The following is a 19,436-nucleotide window of genomic DNA, read 5'->3' as shown; positions in this document are numbered from 1 at the left end:
TTAGACATTCACCATGTCGCAGATAGCAAAAATCCAGTTTGTTTGATAAACTAGATTCTCCAAACCTACCGCTATCTGCGGCTGTTTCATGTCCACATAACAACACCAAAATCAAAAAAAAATAACCCTTACAAAACTCCCATGCCATTAACTAATCCAACACAAGAACTCAAAATTACCTTTCCAGAATTCAACAATGAAAAACTGCTGCGCCAAGCCCTCACACACCGTTCCTACGTCAACGAAAACCCCACATTCCGCGAAGAAGACAACGAACGCTTAGAATTTCTCGGCGATGCTTTGCTGACTTTTCTCAGCGGCGAATATCTCTATCAGCGTCACCCAGAAATGGGAGAAGACCAACTGACTCGCCGGCGTTCTGCATTAGTAGATGAAAAACAATTAGCCAGATTTGCTACTGAAATCAATTTAGACTTAAAAATGCGGCTGGGAAAAGGAGCTTATCGAGAAGGTGGGATTACCAACCCAAATTTGCTCAGCAGCACTTTTGAAGCATTTATTGGCGCTTACTATCTCGACACGCAAGATATGGACAAAGTTAGCCAGTTTGTGTGGCAAATGTTTGATTCTGTTCCCGAAAATGTTGTGGAAACTCGATCGACTGTAGACTCGAAAAATCGCTTTCAAGAATGGGTACAAGCCAACGGTGACACGACTCCCCCCAAATACGTGACAGTCCAAGCAGGAGGAACGCCTCACGCTCCCGAATTTCTCGCTAAAGTTTATGTTGGAGACAAATCCTATGGAGAAGGTAAAGGCAAAAGCAAAAAAGATGCTGAGAAAAATGCGGCGGAAGATGCGCTAGCAAAGCTGAAAAAACGCGGACCGATCTAAACTTGAAAACACGGGTAAAAACTACTAGCTTTTTTGTGCGATTGGGGCATCGGCGTTAGCGAAGCGATCCGAAGGAAAGCCCTCGAAGACGATCGCCCGAATTGATTGCCAGAGTCCACAATCGGCTATAATCAGGACTTGCCTAAGTGTTACCGCCGTCGATCGAGGGTGGCAATGGCAGAAATTCGTTGACGAGTGCCCGAGTGTCGATCGTAATTTTGGGAAATATCAGAGCAATTCATGTCTACTCAAAACCAGACTACCCTAACTATTGAAGAAGCACAGCAAATCCTCAAAGATTTCACTTGTCTGGATATGCAATCTGTAGCATCGCCGCTGGAAAAACAGGCCCTCCGTCAAGCGATTTTGCTGGTAGCAAGTTTGTCGGATTATCAAATGTTGGGAGTGTGCGCTTCTTCGACGGATGAGGGGTTTTTAGCTTTAGAAGCTTATTTGAAAGCTTTGGGATATCAAGCTGTTTTAGATCCCAATGCTGTCTCGACCTTTGCTGGTTCGGTTTATATTAAGTTCAATACTTTGAAGGGTTCGTATTATGTTGACGGTTATATCGGAACTTACCGGGGCGTTTTGATTTCGTGTCAATTTTCCTCAGAAGGTGGAGTTAGCGGTACTTACGGTCATTTACCTCTCGATTTATTTGTTGATTAATTGGGCATTGGGCATTGGGCATTGGGCATTGGGCATGGGAACCAAAAACTAAAAACTAACAAATAACAACAGCCAACAGTCAACTGTCAACAGTCAACTGTCAACAGTCAACTTACCCATTACCAATTACCCATTGCCAAGAATCAATTCTGGCTGTGGTTCCGGTGCAGTTTCTTCGGGTGGCAGTCCCAAAACATCGCTGTACAACTTGACGTATTTCCGGGCCGAAATATCCCAGCCAAAATCTTCTCTCATGCCGCGCTGTTGCAGTTCTTTCCACTTATCTTTGTAGCGGAAACTTTCCCAAGTTCGGATCATGCAGGTGAACAAGTCGAGGGGTTCGTAGCGATCGAAACAGTAACCTGTACCAGTGTTCTCGATCGGATCGTTGTGGGAAACGGTATCGACTAAACCGCCTGTACGGCGAACCATTGGTACGCACCCGTAGCGGAGGGCGAGCATTTGGCTGATGCCGCAGGGCTCGAAACGGCTGGGCATCAGGAAGGTGTCGCAGCCTGCGTAAACGCGACGGGAGAGGGCTTCGTTGTAGAGTAATTGGGTGGACATCCGACCGGGATAGCGGGCTGTCATTTGCCAGAGTTGGGTTTCGTAGTAGCGATCGCCCGTTCCGAGTACAATAAACTGAGCGTCGGTATAGGCCATGAAGCGATCGAGCATTTGAATTATCAAATCCAGCCCCTTCTGTTCTACCAGCCGCGTCACCATGCCCATTAAAAAGGCACCTTTATTCACTTCCAAACCGACTTCTTCTTGCAGGGCAATTTTGTTAGCTGGGCGCTTTTCAATAGTATCAACACTGAATTGTTGATGGATGTACTTGTCAGTTTCTGGGTTGTAAGATTCTGTATCAATTCCGTTCAAAATGCCCGAAACTTTGCCGCCGATGTAAGACAGCAAACCTTCCAAACTTTCCCCGTAAGCTGGGGTTTTGATTTGCTCGGCGTAAGTCGGCGAAACTGTATTTACTCGATCGGCAAACTGTACTGCGGCAGCCATTGTATTGTGACCTTGCATATACCAAGGACACCAAGTCATCTGCTCCAAACGCCAGCGCCACGGCCCTTGATAAGCTAAATTGTGAATAGTAAAAACCGTGCTGATATCGGGGTCTTGGCTCATCCAAACAGGTATCATCCCCGTATGCCAGTCATGACAGTGGATAATTTGGGGCTTCCAGTGATTCCAGGCAAATTCAGCCGCAGCATTGGCAAAGAAAGTGAACCTCCAATCTTCATCTAAACCGCCGTAAACGCGGCGCGGCAAGAAAGATGGATGTTGCAATAAGTATAAAGGTACATCGGTTCCCGGCAAAACAGTTTCAAAGACGGAGAAGTTTTGGAACATGGCCGCCCCATCCCAAACTGGTTTTTTGGGAACGTCCATTTTGTCGGGGATGAAACCGTAGTAGGGCATGAATATGCGGACATCATGTCCCATGCGCCGCAGAAATTTAGGCAAAGCGCCGACGACATCGCCCATACCGCCCACTTTGGCGAGGGGCGCTGCTTCGGCGGATACAAATAAAATTCGCATTATTTTTTTATGTTCCTTGAGGTAGTTAGTCTAGATTAAGTTTAAATGGCGAGGGTCACATTATTAACGTGGCGCCCAAAAAAACGATCGCTGCCCCCAATTTGTAAAGTGTTGTTGCAAATAGCAGATAAGTGCCTAAAAAAGAGCGGCGTAACTCCAATACATAAAGATGTTATGTCTTGCATTGAGAGCATTCTCAGCGATACATGACAAAAAATAGAGTTTGGATACCTAGAGATTGAGAGCGAAAGGGTGACAAAGACAAAAAATATGGTATTTGTAAAAGGCTCCACTTACGCTCGGTATACTATTACTTATGAAGCAGTGAAAAGGTGGGTTTTGGGAAAGTAGCATTAAACCAGTCCTGGTAAAAAAAGAGCGATAGCCCTTCTCCTATCCGCATCGATATGTGGTTAAAAAAAGGGCGATCGCACCACCTTTTTATAGCCACAAAATTATTTGGGATTAAGGAGTTGACAGGTCTTTGACAAAGATTTACAATATAGATGCACCATAGAGAGCAAAACTCAAGTGCATCATTTATAGCTGTACGGTTGTGAGTACCGACAGCTTTTGACCTTAAAATCTTCTGAATATCAAGTCACCGCGCCTAGTCTGTGACGAATGTGAGTTTCGCGAGGCTGGGGGAAGTGGCAAAAAACATTGTGTTTCTTTGCTTCTTCCCCCAGCCTGTTGTTTTAGGAAACAAATTGTAATGTGAGGTAAATTTGATGACAAGTGAGATGAAACGGCAATTTCTGACTGTCTTAGCAGGGGCGATCGCGATCGGCAGCTTAGCTGTGAACCTTAAACCCAGCCAAAGCCAATCAACGTCAGGCTTTATGTGCGATGCTTCATCCGGTTCACCCGCCACGGTGTACCAAAACCGCCAAGGGGTACGGGAGGTTTGGATTAACTGGGTTTCCGACTACTTCCGCGACTCAGGCTACGATCCCATGACGCGCTGCCGCGAAGTCAGCGGGCGCTTGGAAACCTTCCGCCAGAACAAACAGCTAAAGTACGTGACAGTTGGCTACATGAACGGACAGCGAGTGATTTGCACCGCTAGTCAAGTCAACTCACGCTGCGACGGCTTAATTTATACACTCAAACCAGGTCAAGACGCGGTTCGCACATTGTATCAATTTATGGGGTTGCGCGAGGGGCAAGCGGGTGCGCCTGCCCTGTCTGAAAGCGATGCGATGCCTTACATTGACGCGCGCCCGCGGTTAGGGGACGAAGGCGGTAACTCTGTAGCACCTCCTGCGCCGGCTAACAATCGACCCGCACCGGCTAACAATCAGCCGGCACCTCAACAGCCCACTGGCGGTGGAATGCGGGAGCTTTAAGGTGAGCAATTTGCTACGGGTGGTGGCAATTTGTGCGATCGCGGCGAGTCTTTTTCCAGCAAGAATCGCCGCTCAACCGCTGATGGCGAATTCTGGGGTTGCTGACAGTCAAAGTGCCAATATTGAGCGGTTGGCGAGGTTGATGACGGTGCGAATTTTAACACCGACTGCTTCTGGTTCCGGGGCGATTGTACGGCGGCAGGGGCAAGTTTATACAGTGCTGACAAGTTGGCACGTTGTGGCGTTCAGCCAGCAGCATACCATTATTGCGCCTGACGGTCAGAAGTATCGGCTTTTGGGAGCGCCGTTGCAGTTGGGAAATGCGGATCTGGCGATCGTCCAATTTCGCAGTTCCATTCAGTATCAAGTAACCAGAATTAGCACCGATTTATTAACAGTAGGAGAACCTGTATTTGCCGCCGGATTTCCGATGTATCGGGGAGGTAGTTCAACCACTACATTCGACCAAGGAATTCGGGCATTTCGGTTTACTCAAGGCATCGTATCCGTCCTGCCGCCAAAATCACTCGCTCAAGGCTATCGTTTGGGGTACACGAACGATATTGCTGTCGGGATGAGCGGCGGGCCAATTTTTAACAGTCAGGGGTTATTAATTGGCATTAATGGGCGGGTAAAAAATCGCGATCCAGATTTTGGAGTGTATGCGTTTGAAGATGGAACAGAACCGTCAGGGAGAATGTTAGAGCAAATGGTTAATTCTAGTTGGGGAATTCCGATTAGTACCTATTTGCGGTTTATTTCGCCTTACAGTTCATCCTCGAATTACCCACTATCCGCCAGGGATTAAAATCCCTGGCTAATAGCTAAAGTCCTCTAAAGAGGACTGAATTTTTCAGTCACTCGGCGATTGAAATCGCTTCTACAAAAACGAATTCCGCCTACGCGGACTAAGAAATAAATGGGATATTTAGTCCACTTAAGTGGACTTATGCTTTGAGACAGGGATTTTAATCCCTGTCGGATCGGTGAGAAAGTGCAAGATATTTAGTTTCACCTTATCAACGGAGTAGGTTTATGAATTTAGGTTTTAATCGGTCTAATTACCTTCCGGGAATTCTAGCCGGAACGGCAGCGGTAGCAACAGTTTTAATCAGTCAGCCCGCAATGGCAAAAACGGCTAGAGAAGTAGCTCGAATTGCCGTTCCTACTACAGTACAAATTAATAATACTCTAGCTAGCGATAAAGGCGGTTCAGGGGTAATCATTGCTAAAAAAGGCAAGATTTACACGGTGTTGACGGCGAATCATGTGGTGATAAATCCTAATTCCGAGTACGTGATTGTTACTTCTAAGAAGAAAGAGCATAAAGTGACGGAAGTGAAAGGTTTTCAGAATAATGACAGCGGGCCGGATTTAGCAGTTGTGATGTTTGAGAGTGACGAGGAATATTCAGTTGCACCGATTAGTAATTCGGATGAAGCCGAAATCGGTTCAGGGGTTTATATTTCGGGGTATCCTTTGCCTGCGGGTGTGGGGAGTCAAGAACGGGAATATCAGTTTACGAATGGGCAAGTTACTAATGTGCGATCGAGTAACGATCAAGGATATACGATGCGTTACGACGCAGTGACGCGACGGGGAATGAGCGGCGGGCCAGTATTTGATGTTAGCGGCCGAGTGATTGGAATTCACGGACAGGGAGATACTGTTGGGCGAGTGCAAAATGAGGCTGGGGGAAGGCAAGAAGAAGTAAAAACGGGGTTTAATTCAGCGATTCCGATTAATACTTTTGTGGGGATGATGTCGCAGGTGGGGATGGAGAAATCTGCTTTGAAGGTGGATGAGAAACCTGCGGAAAATGCGGATGCGGAAGAGGTAAAACCTGGGGAAGCCCAGGGTTGGTTTGGAGATTTTGGTAAAGACATAGTTAAGGATGTGATTCAGAGGGGAATTCGGAGGATTTTGCCGTTTTAAATTTGTAGATACTGTCTTGACCTGTCAAGACAGTATCTACAGGGTTAATGAGAAGATTATTTAGTCATTAAGTTGAGGTAAATTATGCGTCGGCTTCGTATTTGTGTTCTGGGTATTGTTAGTTTTTTTGCCGTTTTAATGGGTGCTTTGTTGGCTCCTGGTACGTTTGTTAATCGGGCTTTATCGGCTGCACTTTGTACGATTTTTAGTTTTAGTTCGACGGTTTGCACGGTGAATTTAGCTAAGTCTTCCGATCGCGTGGTGGCGGCGACTCCGCCTGCTGTGGAAAGGAATATTTCGGATTGGTTGGTGCAGCGAGATCCGGGGGAGTTTGATGATGCACCGAGTGTGCCATCTGGGAGTAATCCGCAGGTGCCGCCGTTTCCTCAAGATCCGGGGCCGAATATTATCAGGCCGGAGTTTGATGATCCGGGTTCACGAATTGATCCTTCTCTCCTTCGGCCTTCGCCTCCCTCCCCTGATGTTGATCGAGCCATTGACTCAGCGACTAAAAATGCTACTGGCGAGGCATTCGGTCTTATAAATGGAAAATGTGATTTTTCGTCTGTTGGTACAAGTCAAGATGATCAGAGATGTTTTGGGGCAAGTGGAAATCAGTGCGAAGGGGGAGACCCTTTGCATCCGCCCCAGTATAACAATGATACGTGTATGGTTAAAATGTTTGTTTCAGATGGCAGTACGAAACATGACCAGTGCTGTGTGAAACATCCTAGAGGCTATGCGTGCGATGGATATGGGAATCTTAATAAGACAGAAGACCCTAGTAATCATACATGGGATAATGTAAAGTCCGATTGTGAGGCAGAATGGACAAAAGCAAGCCAAGATTCAGTAATAGGGCTAGGTCGTTTGCAGAATTTCGGTCCATTCTTTAACTTAACTGGAACTTGGACTGCGAAGAGAGACCCTTTTTATACCGCTGATCGAGAGCCAGGATGCCATCAAGGTTCATCAGGCGCACCTTCTTTTGGAGCGAATGAATTTATTATGGTTCAGTCAAGACAGAGTATCAGCATACCCGGTAATTTTGGTGGATGGTCAAGCACTACGGGTAGCAAGGGATATGGATCTACGGCAGGTGGCACAGTATCAGGCAAGGTATTTACTCTCAGATCAACAGAAGGAAGTTTCACAAATGAACATACAGGAACTATTAGCAAGGATCGTAATACAATAACTGGTCGAGTGGTTTGCAGCCATAGTTCTGGATCAGCTAAGGCTGAAGGTTCTTTTACATTCACAAGGAAGAAATCCTGATGAATTAGTAGAATTTGTAGATACAAGGGGCGGGTTCGCCGATAAATTATACCACCACCAATAACCTCGATAAACCCGCCCCGACCCAAGCAGTAACCCCTCACAAATATCCCCTCTCAACCGTTAAATTCAATTAATTATTGATTTCTCGGTGGGGTGGGGGCGGGTTTTTATAATTTGTCGATGGGTATCAAATATCTAGGCGAACCCGCTCCTACAGGGCTGGTAAAATGTTGGATGAAATTCCTGGTAAAATATTGAATAAAATCTGTATAGGCGAGTTCACCGATCGATTTTGCCACCCACCAATAATCTCGATCGACCCGCCCCCACCCAACTCATCCCACGCATGGTCAAAATGATAGACTGATATTGTCCTATTGAAGATTAGACAGTTTAAATTCATCTGCTGGTGTACCTGAGTGCAGTTGTCCTTGTCTTTTCAAGGGTGATCGCTCTTTTCATGCCCTTTCAAAAAAAGAGCTATCGCCCCTAAAGATATTATGAGGCGATCGCTCTTTTGTGTGGAAGGGCGACCCCTTATAACCACCTATTAGTGAGATTGCTTAGGTGCAATTTCAAATCCTAGTTCAGATACATAAAAACAAACATCAAACTCTGCCAAAAAATTTAACCTTCCTAAAATGAGCGGCATATTTCTTTGTCTAGTCCAAGCAAAAGCCAAGTTAACTGGTGCAAACCTGCTGACTGTCCCTGACAACAACAAAGCCCTAGCCTCGATATTTGCCAGATTTCCAGATAAAGAAATAACAAAGGTTTGTTCGTCCCAAACAGCCCCTAATTGTAAACCAATTTCATAAGGCAAAACATTCATGCTTGCCCCAGTATCCAGCAACCCCATCATTTCAATTGACTGGTTTCGATAGCTTAATATTATCGGTAAATAAGGCGCATAAGATACCTCGCCAAAGCGATCGAATTTAGAGGCAAAAGAGTATTTTTCACCATTAAGCATTTTGCAGTTGCTTTTGTTCCTCTAAAAACTGTGCCAATTGACGTGCTCCTTCATCGGAATTATGCAACATCTCAAAATAATTATCTTTAGACTCTAAGTTAGCCAAATCTTCTTCTTTTGCTAACTCAGAAACCAAAAATTCTATTACTCTTAATTTATCCACACGGGATAAATGACCAAGCAGAGGAAATAATTGTGCAATTGGCATAATTAAAATTTCCATTTATATTCATCTTATTCAGATTACCACCTGTTTTACGCTTTTGTCAAGCTCATCGCTTTTTTGGGGAAGTGCGATCGCTATTATCAAGCGTAAAATTTACTTTACTCGCTCGCTCGTGCTATATTCTAAAAATAATAGATAATTTTAAATTAATCGTACTAATTTTACCAAATTAAGTAAGTGAAACTACCCAATGATACCATTATTGCTGAAGGAAAAATAACTCAATACTTGCTCAAGTTCTTAGTAGAAGATGATAAATCTTTGTTTCTTGCACGAGCCAACTATACCCAAGACAACTGGCAACAACTAGAACAAGACTTAAGAGAACAAATTTTGCCTCTGGATGCAACACCAACCGAACAAATGCGCTATGGTAATAAGTATGAAATTCGCGGCACGTTAACTGGCCCTAACGGAAGAGGTCTGCCAGTAGTAACTATTTGGATGACTGAGTTTCCATCCCAAAAAACCAAGTTTATTACCCTATATCCCAATAAGGAGGTATGAAAATGAAATTTCCCTTGTTTAAAAGAGTAGCATTACGAACAGATGTACCCAAGTACAAACTCTGTCGAGGAGATATTGCCACTATTGTTGAGCATCATCCCCATCCCGATGAGGATGGCTACAGTCTCGAAGTTTTTAATGCTTTAGGTGAAACTATAGCCGTAATTACTTTAGCTGAGTCGGAAATTGAACCGTTGATGTCTAATGAAGTTTTGCGTGTCAGGACTTTGACCGAGGCTGCATGAACAGTCCTGGACGCACGGGCGGTCAGAAACCGGGTTTGTTACCAAATCTGCGATGTTCCAACGAAGTATTTTGGTAAAAAAACCCGGTTTTTCGGCCCAAATGCGTAAGTCCTAATAAAGTTACTTCCTGTTCAGTTTCTGGGTCAGTACCAGTAATAAAGTTATAGCGATTATTATTACAGCATCGTTGTATCTTTAAAGAGACAGGATCTCGCTCAGTCAATAGTAAAATTTACTTTGCTCGATCGCTCGTGCTATAATCTAAAAATAATCTTTGTAATTACCAATTGCTAAGATGACGCAAGCTGAAAAAATATCGATTTTCATACCGCGATCGCTAGCACAGTTTATTGAAAGCTACAAAATTGCCAAGGGATGCGAATCTGACTCCCAAGTAATAGAAGTAGCACTGAAGTTATTGCACCGTCTGGAACTAGAGTCGGCCTACCGAGAAGCATCTCTAGAAAATGACCCGGATTGGGACGCGACAGTTGCAGATGGACTGACAGATGAAACGTGGTGAAAGTTTCTATGCAAACCTAAGCCCTGCGGTGGGTTCCGAGATGGATAAACGCCGTCCCATATTAATAGTCAGCAATGATGCCAATAACCGTGCTGCAAATACAGTCAATCGATTTTAGATTTTAGATTTTAGATTTTAGATTGAAGCATTGACCCCACGGATAAATTCGGGGGGCTTGTTTATCGGATACACGTTTTTTATTTCTCCACGGATGAATCCGGGGGCTTGTATCCTGGATGCTTTCGGTCACAATTTTACCGATTACGTCAAATGTTTCTCGCATTTATCCTTTTGAGGTATTGCTAAATCCAGAGGATAGTGGTTTGTCCAAACCTTCAAAAGTGCAAGCACAGCAAGTGCGGACAATTTCTAAATAGCGAATCAACAGTGACGTAGTAGGAAGTATAACTGAGGAAATCATGCAGTTGGTAGATACTGCTATTAAATTGCATTTAGACTTGGATTAAGGGCGATCGCACTTTACTCAAGAATGCGATCGCCCTTCTTCCATCCGCGTCAATTTGCGTGGATCTGCGTTTCAAAAAAAGTGAGATCGCTCACAGTGACAAAACTTCCCTAACTCTTTTGACTAATTCTGAGAATCGTCCTCAAAAGTTTCTTCAAATCCCGCTAAAAAATCATCCAAAGCTTCAGAGGCGATCGCCAAATTAATACTATCAGCATCTTCCCATCCCCACGTATTCACCCCAACCACTTGACCGGCCATATTAATCAGCGGCCCGCCGGAATTTCCCGGATTAATCACCGCATCAGTTTGCAACACCTTTACCTCAGCAACATCATCATCATCTTCCTCGCCTTCTTCATACTCATCGGGTTCGCGAATTGCACTCACAATACCTTGAGTTACAGTTGAAGCAAACTGCCCCAAAGGATTACCCACAGCAATTACTTTATCTCCCACTTTCACATCAAATGACAACTCTAGGGGAGGATATTCATGGGGAGATTCCACTTGTTCCCCTGTTTCCGGGTTGAAGGTAAAATCGCTAATTAAGAGCAATGCTAAATCTTCTTCAGCATTACCAGTAAACACCACCTCGGCCAATCTCAATTTTCCGTCGTGAGTTTCAACTAAAACCTGTTCTACTTCATCTTCTTCATAGAAGTAATCTTGATCGGCAATATCTTCTACAACGTGATAGTTCGTGACAATTACGTCCGGCGATACAAAAAAGCCGCTCCCTGAAGAAATCTCTTCTTCTGTATCCCAATCCATGACGTAAACTGAAACTACGGACGGCAAGACTTGCTCGACTACATCCGAAAAATTTCCTGCCTGAGTTTTGAACTCTTTCAATTGCTGCTGCAAAGCTTTTTGGTCTGCCTGCATTTTGCGATAAAGTTGCTGAACTTTTTTCAATTCCAGCTTTAATTGAGTTTCCCTAGCGCTCATATTTTGCCTTTCCATGAAATAGATTGCTGATTAATTTTGGATGTTTGATTGTAGATTTTGGATGGGTATGTTGATAATTATAGGACTTACGAAAAAAAACAATTTTTTACGAGAAATCTTGGGCCCTACAGCGACACTTACATCCAGAAACCGGGTTTCTCAACACCCGTGCGGAGGGCCCTAAATTAGTCAGATATTTTTGAAATCTATCGCACAAGTCCTATCTAAAATTCCCCACAAAAATCTACAATCAGACTGCTACTGTACCTATTTTACAAAAGCGAACCGCCAGTTATTTTTATTTTAGAAAAGGCGATACATCGCGTCTAAAAGCATTGACAAATAAATGCCGATTGGGTTTAGGAACCGCGCTGAACTTGGACAAATATTTCCTCCAAAATTGCACTAGCACCCTGTTGGCGCAGGCGGTGAGCGAGGTCAATTCCCAGCATTTCAGCAGTCTCGGCAGCGCCGGAAACAGTATCTTTGACGAATCGCTTGCCGTCGAGACTCGATACCATTCCGGTTAAGGTTAATTGACCGTTTTCTATTTTGGTATTGACGCCGATAGGCACTTGACAGCCGCCTTCTAATTCCCGCAGAAATGCGCGTTCGGCATAACATCTTTGGGCGGTTTCCGAGTGTTCGAGAGCTTTAATCACTTCCATGATTTCTGTGTCTCCGGCGCGGCATTCGATGCCCAAAGCACCTTGTCCGACGGCGTGAAGGGAGATTTCAGCAGGGATAATTTGGTGGATGCGATCGCCCATTCCCAATCTTTCGAGGCCAGCAACTGCTAAAATAATCGCATCGTAACCGCCCTCATCCAATTTAGCGAGTCTAGTATTGAGATTGCCGCGAATATCTTTAAATTCAAAATGAGGGAAATGGTGCCGCAGTTGAGCCAGCCGCCGCAGGGAAGAAGTGCCGATTACAGCACCTTCTGGGAGGGTGTCGAGTTGCTTGTCTTTGTGCTTGGAGTGAACTACTAGGGCGTCAGCGGGATTTTCCCGTTCGGTGACGCATCCTAAAATTAAACCTTCGGGCAAATTGGTAGGCAAATCTTTGAGGGAATGAACGGCAAAGTCCGTTTCATTGTTAATCATTCCCGTTTCTAATTCTTTGGTGAAAAGTCCTTTATCGCCAATTTTAGCGAGGGCGACATCAAGAATTATGTCCCCTTGGGTGGACATGGTGTGGACTTCAAAAGTGTGTTCCGGGAAGTGTTTCTGTAGCTGTTCTTGCACCCAGTGGGTTTGCACGAGAGCGAGTTGGCTTTTGCGGGAACCGATGCGAACGGTTCGGGAAGGGGCAGATGTGGTTGGGGACATAAGATCGATCGGAGGATAGCTTGAAATCAGCCAATATATTCACCTGATCTAGCGTACCGCAGGTGGGGACTTTAATTGCTGGTTGGCACAATTAGGGGGATAAAACTGAGCCGATCGACCTGGAGAGCGAAAGGCAGCCGACGCTGTATGATTTGCCTAGGCTCGATCGGGCCTAAGCTGGTTTAGCTGAAGAGTTTGCTCCCAGGTTGCAGGATTTGAGGAGAAAAATGTGGGAATAAGGGGGAAAGGGCGATTTAAGTGCGATCGAACTTCTCAAGCCACCGAATAGTTTACCATAAAAAGTCAATTTGTCAAATTACTAAAATCCTAAAACTATGAAAAGCGCTCTGGATGTAGCTCGTTACTTTTTATGTCGTGTCGATCGAGAAGCAGGCGATACTATTTCTCCTCTCAAACTGCAAAAACTCGTTTATTACGCACAAGCTTGGAGTTTAGTCTTTAGAGGCCAGCAGCTATTTTTTCAAGATATTGAAGCTTGGGTTTCCGGCCCCATTGTCCGCCATGTTTGGGATGAGTACAAAGCTTACAAATATACCGATATTCCCGCTCCTGATAATTTTGAGGGAGAATTTGAAGAAGATGAGATTGAGGTACTCGAAGAAGTTTGGAATGCTTATGGAGAATTAAGTGCTAAACATTTGGCAGAATTGACACAATCTGAGACACCTTGGCTCAACGCCCGCCAGGGATTAGAACCTGCGGAAACATCAACTAAAATTATTTCCCGCGAGGATATGAAATCCTGCTATGCACCTTTGGTGGAGGCGTAAGTGCAGCTTCGTTGACAAAAGGTCGATCGAACTTTTAGCCCTCAGCTATGGCAATCAATAACTGAACTTCAATTCCTAAAGTCCGAGCACTGTGAGCCAAAGCCTCATCGCCTGTCACCAAAAGCAACTGATTGGAACTTGCTACTGCTAAATGCAGTGCATCTAAGGTACGCAACGGTACTTCAAAACTGCTAATCCAATTGCGAGCTAAATTGTAATGAATAGGTTCTAACTGGATGCGAGTATAAAAATCACTGTCCAAGTCTGCCTGAAACTCTATTGCTATTTGTCTTGCCCTTTCCTGAGAAATTTCTCTCATTCGCACTCTGCGAGACAGTGCGGAAAAAAATTCTACCTCAACTAGCTGGCTCAACCCTCGTTCAGTCTCAGTCCTCAGTAACTGCTGAGATGCTTCGCTGAGACGTTCGGGCCAGTAATTGGGAGCAATGACGCTAGTATCCAAGTAAATCAATAGCGTTCCTCCTCTCGCAGCCTAATGACTGTTGCACTCAGGGGTTCACCCTTTACTTGAATAGAGTCTCGGAATCTCTTGAGTTCAGCTAACCGCTGCTCCTTCGTGAGCGGCGGGACTACGCGAGCTACTACTTTACCTTCGTGTACGATCGTCACTTCTTCTCCCAACGCCACCTTTTCCAAGATAGCTTGCAGACTCTGCTTGGCTTCTTCAACGCTAATCGCAGGCATCTCATTAGTTTTTTAGGTACTTTTTAAGTGTACAGCAACGGGATATTTAATGCGAAAAAAGTCGATTCCCTACCCTGCCCGAAGGCACGCGCGTTCGGAATAGCTTCGCTCGCGCGTACCTTTTCCATTTCCCACCACAATTTAACGTTGTCCTGCTTGAAGTGCAGAATTTGCTATCTGGACAACTTCTTGCTGCCGTCCGTTTTTCCTCGTGACTCGGTACAGCACCCCCAGCCTTTGCCACTCAACAAAAGCAGTGCAGTAAGCACCGCAATTATTGAAATAAATTCCCCTGATTCCGCCCGCCAATTCAACGCTTCTGTAAGTATCCTGCGGTAATGGCGAAGGAGGCGAAAACGGTTCATTTCTTTTAGCTTCGATTGTGCCGAAATAACAGGTTCCCGCGCGGCATCCTTTGCCTAAATACATTCCCACAATGTAACCGTGGGAACCTGCTTGCACATCAAAATCAACTTGCTGAATATCAGATAAAGGAAGTATGCTAGGAAGAAAAACAGGCACTCGCGTTTTGCCTTTGATTTGCCTAGAAATGTTACTTGCAGGAAAAATACTGTTAGCTTGGTTTGCTGATTTATCGGGAATTGGGGGAAATTTTTGCACAAAATCCCTCCACTGCAAAACTCTATTTTTAGCAATATTCAAAGTGGGAATAGAGTATTTTTCTAGCGCAAAAGAAGGGCGACCGTTTTTCAGGTTGAAGCTGCGGCGAATGACTGAAATTTCCGGTTTTCCTAACCCGTATGCAGCAGCTATGGAACGGGCGAGATTGCAGCTAATTTTGAAGCGTCCCATCTCAATATTGCCATTTTCCGCTTGATAAGACCAATTGTAACCTTCAGAAGCCCGATCGCGATCGCACAGAAAATGAGAAATCTCAAACATCTTGGCAATATGAACATCGTACAACCGCAACTTGCGGCTGCCGGCAGATTTTGCAGTGTTGCGATCGGGTACAATAAATTGTATCGGTTGCCAGCTATCTTCAGGGGAAAAATTAAACCAGCGGATTTCTGTAATCGGGAGTTCAGTCCTTGCTAACGCTGAGTTTGGTGTCAAAGGTGCGATCGTAAAAGCACTCACCACACAAGCAAAAATCGCCGCAAATAGCCATCTTCCCCTCATCCTGAGTTCCCCCTAAGTAGGTAAGCGCAAAAAAACATAGCATCTTGTAAGGGGCGAGTGCGAGTTCATATCTATCATACAATAACGGTAAGGTGCGTCCTTACGCACCCTACATCTAGAAGTTGTGCCTCCCAGACTGCCAAACTTAACGCTTCCCAGCTTTAATAGCAGAATTTCCTATTAAAATTAAATCAGATTCTCGTCCGTTCTTAATGGCGACGGTATACATAAAACCCTGAGTTTTCCACTGAAGAGTTGCGGTGCAGTAAGCGCCGCAACCATTATGATAAACTCCTTTGACTCCGCCCGCAAGTTTGACATTTTTTAACGTCTTAGTTACCCCTTCTAGTTTTGTAGTAAACTCCCCGCCTTTTTGACCTTGAATTGACCCAAAACTGCAAGCCGTCGTACCGCCACAATCTGCTGTATACTCGATTGAAATAGCATAGCTGTTTGCTTGTGCTGTAGTTGGATAGTACATTTTTTGCGAAACCGGAATACTGGTAGGAATAAAAATAGGCACTTGCGTTTTGCCTTTTAACTTTGGCAAAATTTCACTTACCGGAACCGCAGTGCCTCCTCGAGCAATTTGTGTTGTTCCCGATTGTCGATACGACCATTGTGAGGCTCCAAAAACAACCGAGGGAGGTACTAAAGCAGTCAATACACAAGCAGAAGTCGCCAAAAGTAATAATTTATTCTTCACGGTGTTTTCCCTCAATATTCAAATAGTTTAGTTGGGTGGCGAAGCGTATTCACCTATGTACAACCATAATTCAAAATACAAAATTAACACTCGATTTTCCGGAAAAAATATTTTTTGACTATCTTGACAAGGTTGCCAGAATATGAAGTCATATATAATATAGAGAAGGCGAGCAATTTAGGAGTCGATCGTGGAACTGCAAGAGTATTTGCGCCAGCACGGATTAGAAACTTTGTCCGAAACTTATCATATCAAAGTTACCCGCCACCGCCAATATCCCGATTTAGTCTGTCTGAAATACTCGCAGATAGAATCTCCCCTGGGCGAAAAAATAGTCCAGCAGTGCCGAGGCATTATTTTAGATTCATCTCAAGATTGGCAGATAGTTTCTTATCCCTACGACAAATTTTTTAATTACGGAGAAGGCCACGCCGCTGCAATTGATTGGAGAAATGCCAAAGTTTATGAAAAACTAGACGGTTCTCTGACTGTACTGTATTTTTACAAGGGAGAATGGAGAGTTCAATCTAGCGGCACTCCCGACGCAGCCGGCGAAGTTAACGGTTTTGGATTCAGCTTTGCCGAACTTTTTTGGAAAGTCTGGCAAGAATTGGGATATCAATTGCCCGAAGAAACCGACCAGTGTTTTATCTTTGAGTTGATGACGCCTTACAATAGAATAGTTGTCCAGCAAACTAACAATCAAATCGTGCTCCACGGGGTTCGCAACACTCAAACACTGCTAGAAACCGACCCCAGTATTTGGGCCAATAAATACGGCTGGGAATTGGTCGCATCCTATCCTTTAACTAGCTGGAAAGAAGTTATCGAAGCGGCTCAACATTTAGACCCGATGAATTCGGAAGGGTATATTATCTGCGACGATAACTTTAACCGAGTTAAAGTTAAGTCTCCGCAATATGTCGCGATTTCCCACCTCCGCGAAGGGTTTTCTACGCGCAGGATGATTGAGATTGTTTTGACTAATGAAGGAGAAGAGTTTTTAGCTTATTTTCCAGAGTGGACTGAGTTGTATCAAAAAGTTAAGGACAAATATCAATTTTTGGTTCAAGAAATCGAGGAGGTTTACCGACAGCACGAACATATAGAAGTTCAGAAAGATTTTGCTTTAGCTGTGAAACATTTGCCCTATTCCGGGATTTTGTTTTCTTTGCGGGCCCAAAGAGTTGCGGGAGTGAAAGAAGCTCTCCGTGATGTTACGATCCATAAAATAGAGGAGTTATTGGGTTTAGATTACATCCATCTAGGTTTGTGAAGAAGAAGGCACGACACGGATTTTGACACGGATACACGGATTAATTATCGAGCGTGAGGCAGATGTTTAAGGAAGAGGGAAGTTCGGCAACGGATTATGTAACGGATGTAACGGATGTAACGGATGGAATGAAGAGGTAAGTATTTAAACAATGCCCAATGCCCAATGCCCAATGCCCAATGCCCAATGCCCAATTACCAATTACCATGAAAAGAGTTATTGTACTTGTTGGTTTACCTGCTTCTGGAAAATCACAATTTGCTAGGGAATTGCTGCTATCTGAGCCTGCAAAGTGGGTGCGGAGCAATAAAGATTTGCTCAGAGAAATGGCTCACGCTTCTCATTGGTCGCCGGCAAATGAAAAGTTTATTGTGCAGTTGAGAGATACGATTATTTTGATGGCTTTGGAAAGCGGCAAACACGTCATTGTTGATGATACTAATTTTGGGCCTCACATCGAGCATATTAAACAGTTGGTTAAAGGTAAAGCCATCGTTGAAGTCAATGATTCTTTCTTGCAAGTTCCGGTTGAGGAATGTATTAAACGGGATTTGAAAAGACTTAATTCGGTGGGCAAAGATGTGATTATGAAGATGTACAATAAATATGTGCGTGTTCCCGTTCCAGCACCCGAATACAACCCGGATTTGCCGGATGCAATTATTGTGGATATGGACGGTACGCTGGCGCTTCTCAATGGCAGAAATCCTTTTGATGCTTCGACGTGCGATCGCGATTTGCCCAACCAGCCCGTCTTAGATACCGTTCGCAAATGGCAGCCCAGCGCTAATATTATTGTAGTGTCGGGAAGAACCGATGACTGTCAGCCTCAAACTGAAAAATGGTTGCAGCAGTATGAGGTCAATTATGCCGCTCTTTATATGCGGAAAACCGGAGATATGAGAAAGGATTCTCTGATTAAGGAGGAATTCTACCGGCAGCATATTGATGGGAAGTATAACATTAAGTTTGTGTTGGACGATCGCCAGCAAGTTGTTGATATGTGGAGAAGCTTGGGATTGACAGTATTTCAAGTGGATGAAGGGGATTTTTGACCTAAGCTGTTACGCATTTAAACGACTAATGAACCGGGTAAGGTGCGTCAGCTAGAACACTTACGCTTGATGCGGGAAACGCTTATGTACTGACGCACCCTACAATCGTCCTTTAAATGTCGAACAGCTTATGGTTTTTCTGACAATTGTCCCATGCCTAATGCTATAATCAAAGTAACAGTGACAAAAAATTTTGTTATGATAGCCATTCCCCAAGCACCACAAAAAATGACCGTTGAGGAATATCTAGAATGGGAAGCTCAACAAGAGATTCGCCACGAATATGTCAACGGCGAAGTTTTTGCCATGACAGGCAGTACAATTCCCCATAACGATCTGGCACTTAACTTTTACAGGAACTTGTACCCGCATCTGCGTTCCAGAGGCTGTCGGATGAACGTGTCAGATGTGAAATTGCAAGTCAGTTTTCAAAGCCGTTACTACTACCCTGATGTGATAGTTAGTTGCGACCCTCAAGACCTGGATTCCCGCAAATTCATCCAGAATCCTAAAATCATTGTGGAAGTTCTTTCTCCCAGTACAAGTGCTAAAGATCGGGATGAAAAATTCACTTGTTACCTAAAAATTCCGACTTTGCAAGAGTATATCTTGATTGATTCACAAAAGATTTTTGTTGAGCGTTACTGTCGGGGAGAGGGGAGAATGTGGCTGTACTATTCTTACACGGCTGGGGAGATTATCACTTTATCAAGCATTGAGTTTGATTTGCCGATCGCACTTTTGTATGAAGGTGTGGGATTTGAAACAGAAACAGAAACAGAAGCATAAAAACATACCTAATTTTGCACCTCTTTGTGGAAGAGGCAAGATGCCTGTGAAGCGAAAAGTGAATTTTCTTGTGGGGAGTAGGGGTTGGGCTTCGACGCCGCCCATA

General features: G+C 44.4%; 24 protein-coding genes. 15 read left to right on the top strand and 9 right to left on the bottom strand.

All coding sequences use genetic code 11. The features are described from left to right. Positions 1-141: 141 nt before the first annotated feature. The gene (gene rnc / locus QUA56_RS20025; RefSeq protein WP_333360742.1) at positions 142-855 is read left to right on the top strand and encodes a ribonuclease III; all 714 of its coding nucleotides are present in this window, start codon (positions 142-144) and stop codon (positions 853-855) included. A 240-nt stretch (positions 856-1,095) separates the two neighbouring features. After that, positions 1,096-1,524 carry a DUF1824 family protein gene (locus QUA56_RS20020; RefSeq protein WP_333360740.1) on the top strand — a complete coding sequence of 143 codons (429 nt, stop codon included), beginning with the start codon at positions 1,096-1,098 and terminating at the stop codon, positions 1,522-1,524. A 126-nt stretch (positions 1,525-1,650) separates the two neighbouring features. Here the strand turns inward: QUA56_RS20020 and glgA are convergent, their stop codons facing one another. Then, on the bottom strand, positions 1,651-3,078 hold the full coding sequence (gene glgA, locus QUA56_RS20015) for a glycogen synthase GlgA (protein ID WP_333360738.1): 1,428 nt from the start codon (positions 3,076-3,078) through the stop codon (positions 1,651-1,653). A gap of 731 nt (positions 3,079-3,809) precedes the next feature. On the opposite strand from glgA, the gene QUA56_RS20010 reads away from it, so the two are divergent. From QUA56_RS20010 to QUA56_RS19995, 4 genes are all read left to right on the top strand, one after another. Then, complete coding sequence (locus QUA56_RS20010) at positions 3,810-4,427, top strand: COP23 domain-containing protein (RefSeq protein WP_333360736.1); 618 nt, start codon at positions 3,810-3,812, stop codon at positions 4,425-4,427. A gap of 1 nt (position 4,428) precedes the next feature. Then, positions 4,429-5,235, top strand: coding sequence for a serine protease (locus tag QUA56_RS20005; RefSeq protein WP_333360734.1), 807 nt, complete (start codon positions 4,429-4,431; stop codon positions 5,233-5,235). 227 nt (positions 5,236-5,462) lie between these two features. Further along, on the top strand, positions 5,463-6,362 hold the full coding sequence (locus QUA56_RS20000) for a serine protease (RefSeq protein ID WP_333360732.1): 900 nt from the start codon (positions 5,463-5,465) through the stop codon (positions 6,360-6,362). Positions 6,363-6,446: 84 nt separating this feature from the next. Continuing rightward, entirely contained in the window at positions 6,447-7,640 is a 1,194-nt protein-coding gene (locus QUA56_RS19995) for a hypothetical protein (protein ID WP_333360730.1), read from the top strand. A gap of 553 nt (positions 7,641-8,193) precedes the next feature. On the opposite strand, the gene QUA56_RS19990 is transcribed toward QUA56_RS19995, so the two are convergent. After that, a complete protein-coding gene (locus tag QUA56_RS19990) occupies positions 8,194-8,616 on the bottom strand; it encodes a retroviral-like aspartic protease (protein ID WP_293274773.1) in 423 nt (140 codons plus the stop codon). Further along, complete coding sequence (locus QUA56_RS19985; protein ID WP_293225189.1) at positions 8,609-8,839, bottom strand: hypothetical protein; 231 nt, start codon at positions 8,837-8,839, stop codon at positions 8,609-8,611. The genes QUA56_RS19990 and QUA56_RS19985 overlap by 8 nt, the downstream gene beginning before the upstream one ends. Before the next feature lie 180 nt (positions 8,840-9,019). Here QUA56_RS19985 and QUA56_RS19980 point away from each other — a divergent pair, with 180 nt between their 5' ends. The 5 genes from QUA56_RS19980 to QUA56_RS19960 all read left to right on the top strand — a co-directional run bounded on the left by QUA56_RS19980 (position 9,020) and on the right by QUA56_RS19960 (position 10,494). Then, positions 9,020-9,349, top strand: coding sequence for a DUF6883 domain-containing protein (locus QUA56_RS19980; RefSeq protein ID WP_333360728.1), 330 nt, complete (start codon positions 9,020-9,022; stop codon positions 9,347-9,349). A gap of 2 nt (positions 9,350-9,351) precedes the next feature. Further along, on the top strand, positions 9,352-9,594 hold the full coding sequence (locus QUA56_RS19975) for a DUF4926 domain-containing protein (protein ID WP_015176446.1): 243 nt from the start codon (positions 9,352-9,354) through the stop codon (positions 9,592-9,594). Between the two features lie 295 nt (positions 9,595-9,889). Continuing rightward, positions 9,890-10,117 carry a CopG family transcriptional regulator gene (locus QUA56_RS19970; RefSeq protein WP_333360726.1) on the top strand — a complete coding sequence of 76 codons (228 nt, stop codon included), beginning with the start codon at positions 9,890-9,892 and terminating at the stop codon, positions 10,115-10,117. Continuing rightward, a complete protein-coding gene (locus QUA56_RS19965; RefSeq protein WP_333360725.1) occupies positions 10,104-10,235 on the top strand; it encodes a type II toxin-antitoxin system PemK/MazF family toxin in 132 nt (43 codons plus the stop codon). Before QUA56_RS19970 ends, QUA56_RS19965 begins: the two co-directional genes overlap by 14 nt. Before the next feature lie 118 nt (positions 10,236-10,353). After that, positions 10,354-10,494: a type II toxin-antitoxin system PemK/MazF family toxin gene (locus QUA56_RS19960; protein ID WP_333360723.1), complete on the top strand. Its 141-nt coding sequence runs from the start codon at positions 10,354-10,356 to the stop codon at positions 10,492-10,494. A gap of 212 nt (positions 10,495-10,706) precedes the next feature. Here QUA56_RS19960 and QUA56_RS19955 read toward each other — a convergent pair whose 3' ends face one another. Beyond that, on the bottom strand, positions 10,707-11,534 hold the full coding sequence (locus QUA56_RS19955) for a S1C family serine protease (protein WP_333360721.1): 828 nt from the start codon (positions 11,532-11,534) through the stop codon (positions 10,707-10,709). Between the two features lie 359 nt (positions 11,535-11,893). Further along, entirely contained in the window at positions 11,894-12,865 is a 972-nt protein-coding gene (gene hemC / locus QUA56_RS19950) for a hydroxymethylbilane synthase (protein WP_333360719.1), read from the bottom strand. Positions 12,866-13,200: 335 nt separating this feature from the next. On the opposite strand from hemC, the gene QUA56_RS19945 reads away from it, so the two are divergent. After that, entirely contained in the window at positions 13,201-13,656 is a 456-nt protein-coding gene (locus QUA56_RS19945; protein ID WP_333360717.1) for a type II toxin-antitoxin system antitoxin SocA domain-containing protein, read from the top strand. 34 nt (positions 13,657-13,690) lie between these two features. On the opposite strand, the gene QUA56_RS19940 is transcribed toward QUA56_RS19945, so the two are convergent. From QUA56_RS19940 to QUA56_RS19925, 4 genes are all read right to left on the bottom strand, one after another. Next, a complete protein-coding gene (locus tag QUA56_RS19940) occupies positions 13,691-14,128 on the bottom strand; it encodes a type II toxin-antitoxin system VapC family toxin (RefSeq protein ID WP_333360715.1) in 438 nt (145 codons plus the stop codon). Then, a complete protein-coding gene (locus QUA56_RS19935; protein WP_333128784.1) occupies positions 14,125-14,361 on the bottom strand; it encodes a type II toxin-antitoxin system prevent-host-death family antitoxin in 237 nt (78 codons plus the stop codon). Before QUA56_RS19935 ends, QUA56_RS19940 begins: the two co-directional genes overlap by 4 nt. 141 nt (positions 14,362-14,502) lie before the next feature. Next, complete coding sequence (locus QUA56_RS19930) at positions 14,503-15,504, bottom strand: hypothetical protein (RefSeq protein WP_333360713.1); 1,002 nt, start codon at positions 15,502-15,504, stop codon at positions 14,503-14,505. Between the two features lie 145 nt (positions 15,505-15,649). Next, the gene (locus QUA56_RS19925) at positions 15,650-16,210 is read right to left on the bottom strand and encodes a hypothetical protein (RefSeq protein ID WP_333360711.1); all 561 of its coding nucleotides are present in this window, start codon (positions 16,208-16,210) and stop codon (positions 15,650-15,652) included. Positions 16,211-16,400: 190 nt separating this feature from the next. Between QUA56_RS19925 and QUA56_RS19920 the strand changes: the two genes are divergently transcribed. From QUA56_RS19920 to QUA56_RS19910, 3 genes are all read left to right on the top strand, one after another. Further along, complete coding sequence (locus tag QUA56_RS19920; protein ID WP_333360709.1) at positions 16,401-17,486, top strand: T4 RnlA family RNA ligase; 1,086 nt, start codon at positions 16,401-16,403, stop codon at positions 17,484-17,486. A 179-nt stretch (positions 17,487-17,665) separates the two neighbouring features. Then, positions 17,666-18,541: a phosphatase domain-containing protein gene (locus QUA56_RS19915; RefSeq protein WP_333360707.1), complete on the top strand. Its 876-nt coding sequence runs from the start codon at positions 17,666-17,668 to the stop codon at positions 18,539-18,541. Between the two features lie 153 nt (positions 18,542-18,694). Then, positions 18,695-19,330 carry a Uma2 family endonuclease gene (locus tag QUA56_RS19910; RefSeq protein ID WP_333360705.1) on the top strand — a complete coding sequence of 212 codons (636 nt, stop codon included), beginning with the start codon at positions 18,695-18,697 and terminating at the stop codon, positions 19,328-19,330. Positions 19,331-19,436: the final 106 nt, after the last annotated feature.

The organism is Microcoleus sp. N3A4, from assembly GCF_036701805.1.
Taxonomy (GTDB): Bacteria; Cyanobacteriota; Cyanobacteriia; order Cyanobacteriales; family Microcoleaceae; genus Microcoleus.
Note: the sequence above shows the minus strand (reverse complement) of the source record. Positions and strands in the feature narration are given on the sequence as shown.

Coding starts and splice junctions, on each gene's coding strand:
- rnc (WP_333360742.1), top strand. CDS start 142: ATGCCATTAACTAATCCAACACAAGAACTCAAAATTACCTTTCCAGAA.
- QUA56_RS20020 (WP_333360740.1), top strand. CDS start 1,096: ATGTCTACTCAAAACCAGACTACCCTAACTATTGAAGAAGCACAGCAA.
- glgA (WP_333360738.1), bottom strand. CDS start 3,078: ATGCGAATTTTATTTGTATCCGCCGAAGCAGCGCCCCTCGCCAAAGTG.
- QUA56_RS20010 (WP_333360736.1), top strand. CDS start 3,810: ATGACAAGTGAGATGAAACGGCAATTTCTGACTGTCTTAGCAGGGGCG.
- QUA56_RS20000 (WP_333360732.1), top strand. CDS start 5,463: ATGAATTTAGGTTTTAATCGGTCTAATTACCTTCCGGGAATTCTAGCC.
- QUA56_RS19995 (WP_333360730.1), top strand. CDS start 6,447: ATGCGTCGGCTTCGTATTTGTGTTCTGGGTATTGTTAGTTTTTTTGCC.
- QUA56_RS19990 (WP_293274773.1), bottom strand. CDS start 8,616: ATGCTTAATGGTGAAAAATACTCTTTTGCCTCTAAATTCGATCGCTTT.
- QUA56_RS19985 (WP_293225189.1), bottom strand. CDS start 8,839: ATGGAAATTTTAATTATGCCAATTGCACAATTATTTCCTCTGCTTGGT.
- QUA56_RS19975 (WP_015176446.1), top strand. CDS start 9,352: ATGAAATTTCCCTTGTTTAAAAGAGTAGCATTACGAACAGATGTACCC.
- QUA56_RS19970 (WP_333360726.1), top strand. CDS start 9,890: ATGACGCAAGCTGAAAAAATATCGATTTTCATACCGCGATCGCTAGCA.
- QUA56_RS19965 (WP_333360725.1), top strand. CDS start 10,104: ATGAAACGTGGTGAAAGTTTCTATGCAAACCTAAGCCCTGCGGTGGGT.
- QUA56_RS19960 (WP_333360723.1), top strand. CDS start 10,354: ATGCTTTCGGTCACAATTTTACCGATTACGTCAAATGTTTCTCGCATT.
- QUA56_RS19955 (WP_333360721.1), bottom strand. CDS start 11,534: ATGAGCGCTAGGGAAACTCAATTAAAGCTGGAATTGAAAAAAGTTCAG.
- hemC (WP_333360719.1), bottom strand. CDS start 12,865: ATGTCCCCAACCACATCTGCCCCTTCCCGAACCGTTCGCATCGGTTCC.
- QUA56_RS19945 (WP_333360717.1), top strand. CDS start 13,201: ATGAAAAGCGCTCTGGATGTAGCTCGTTACTTTTTATGTCGTGTCGAT.
- QUA56_RS19935 (WP_333128784.1), bottom strand. CDS start 14,361: ATGCCTGCGATTAGCGTTGAAGAAGCCAAGCAGAGTCTGCAAGCTATC.
- QUA56_RS19930 (WP_333360713.1), bottom strand. CDS start 15,504: ATGAGGGGAAGATGGCTATTTGCGGCGATTTTTGCTTGTGTGGTGAGT.
- QUA56_RS19915 (WP_333360707.1), top strand. CDS start 17,666: ATGCCCAATGCCCAATTACCAATTACCATGAAAAGAGTTATTGTACTT.
- QUA56_RS19910 (WP_333360705.1), top strand. CDS start 18,695: ATGCCTAATGCTATAATCAAAGTAACAGTGACAAAAAATTTTGTTATG.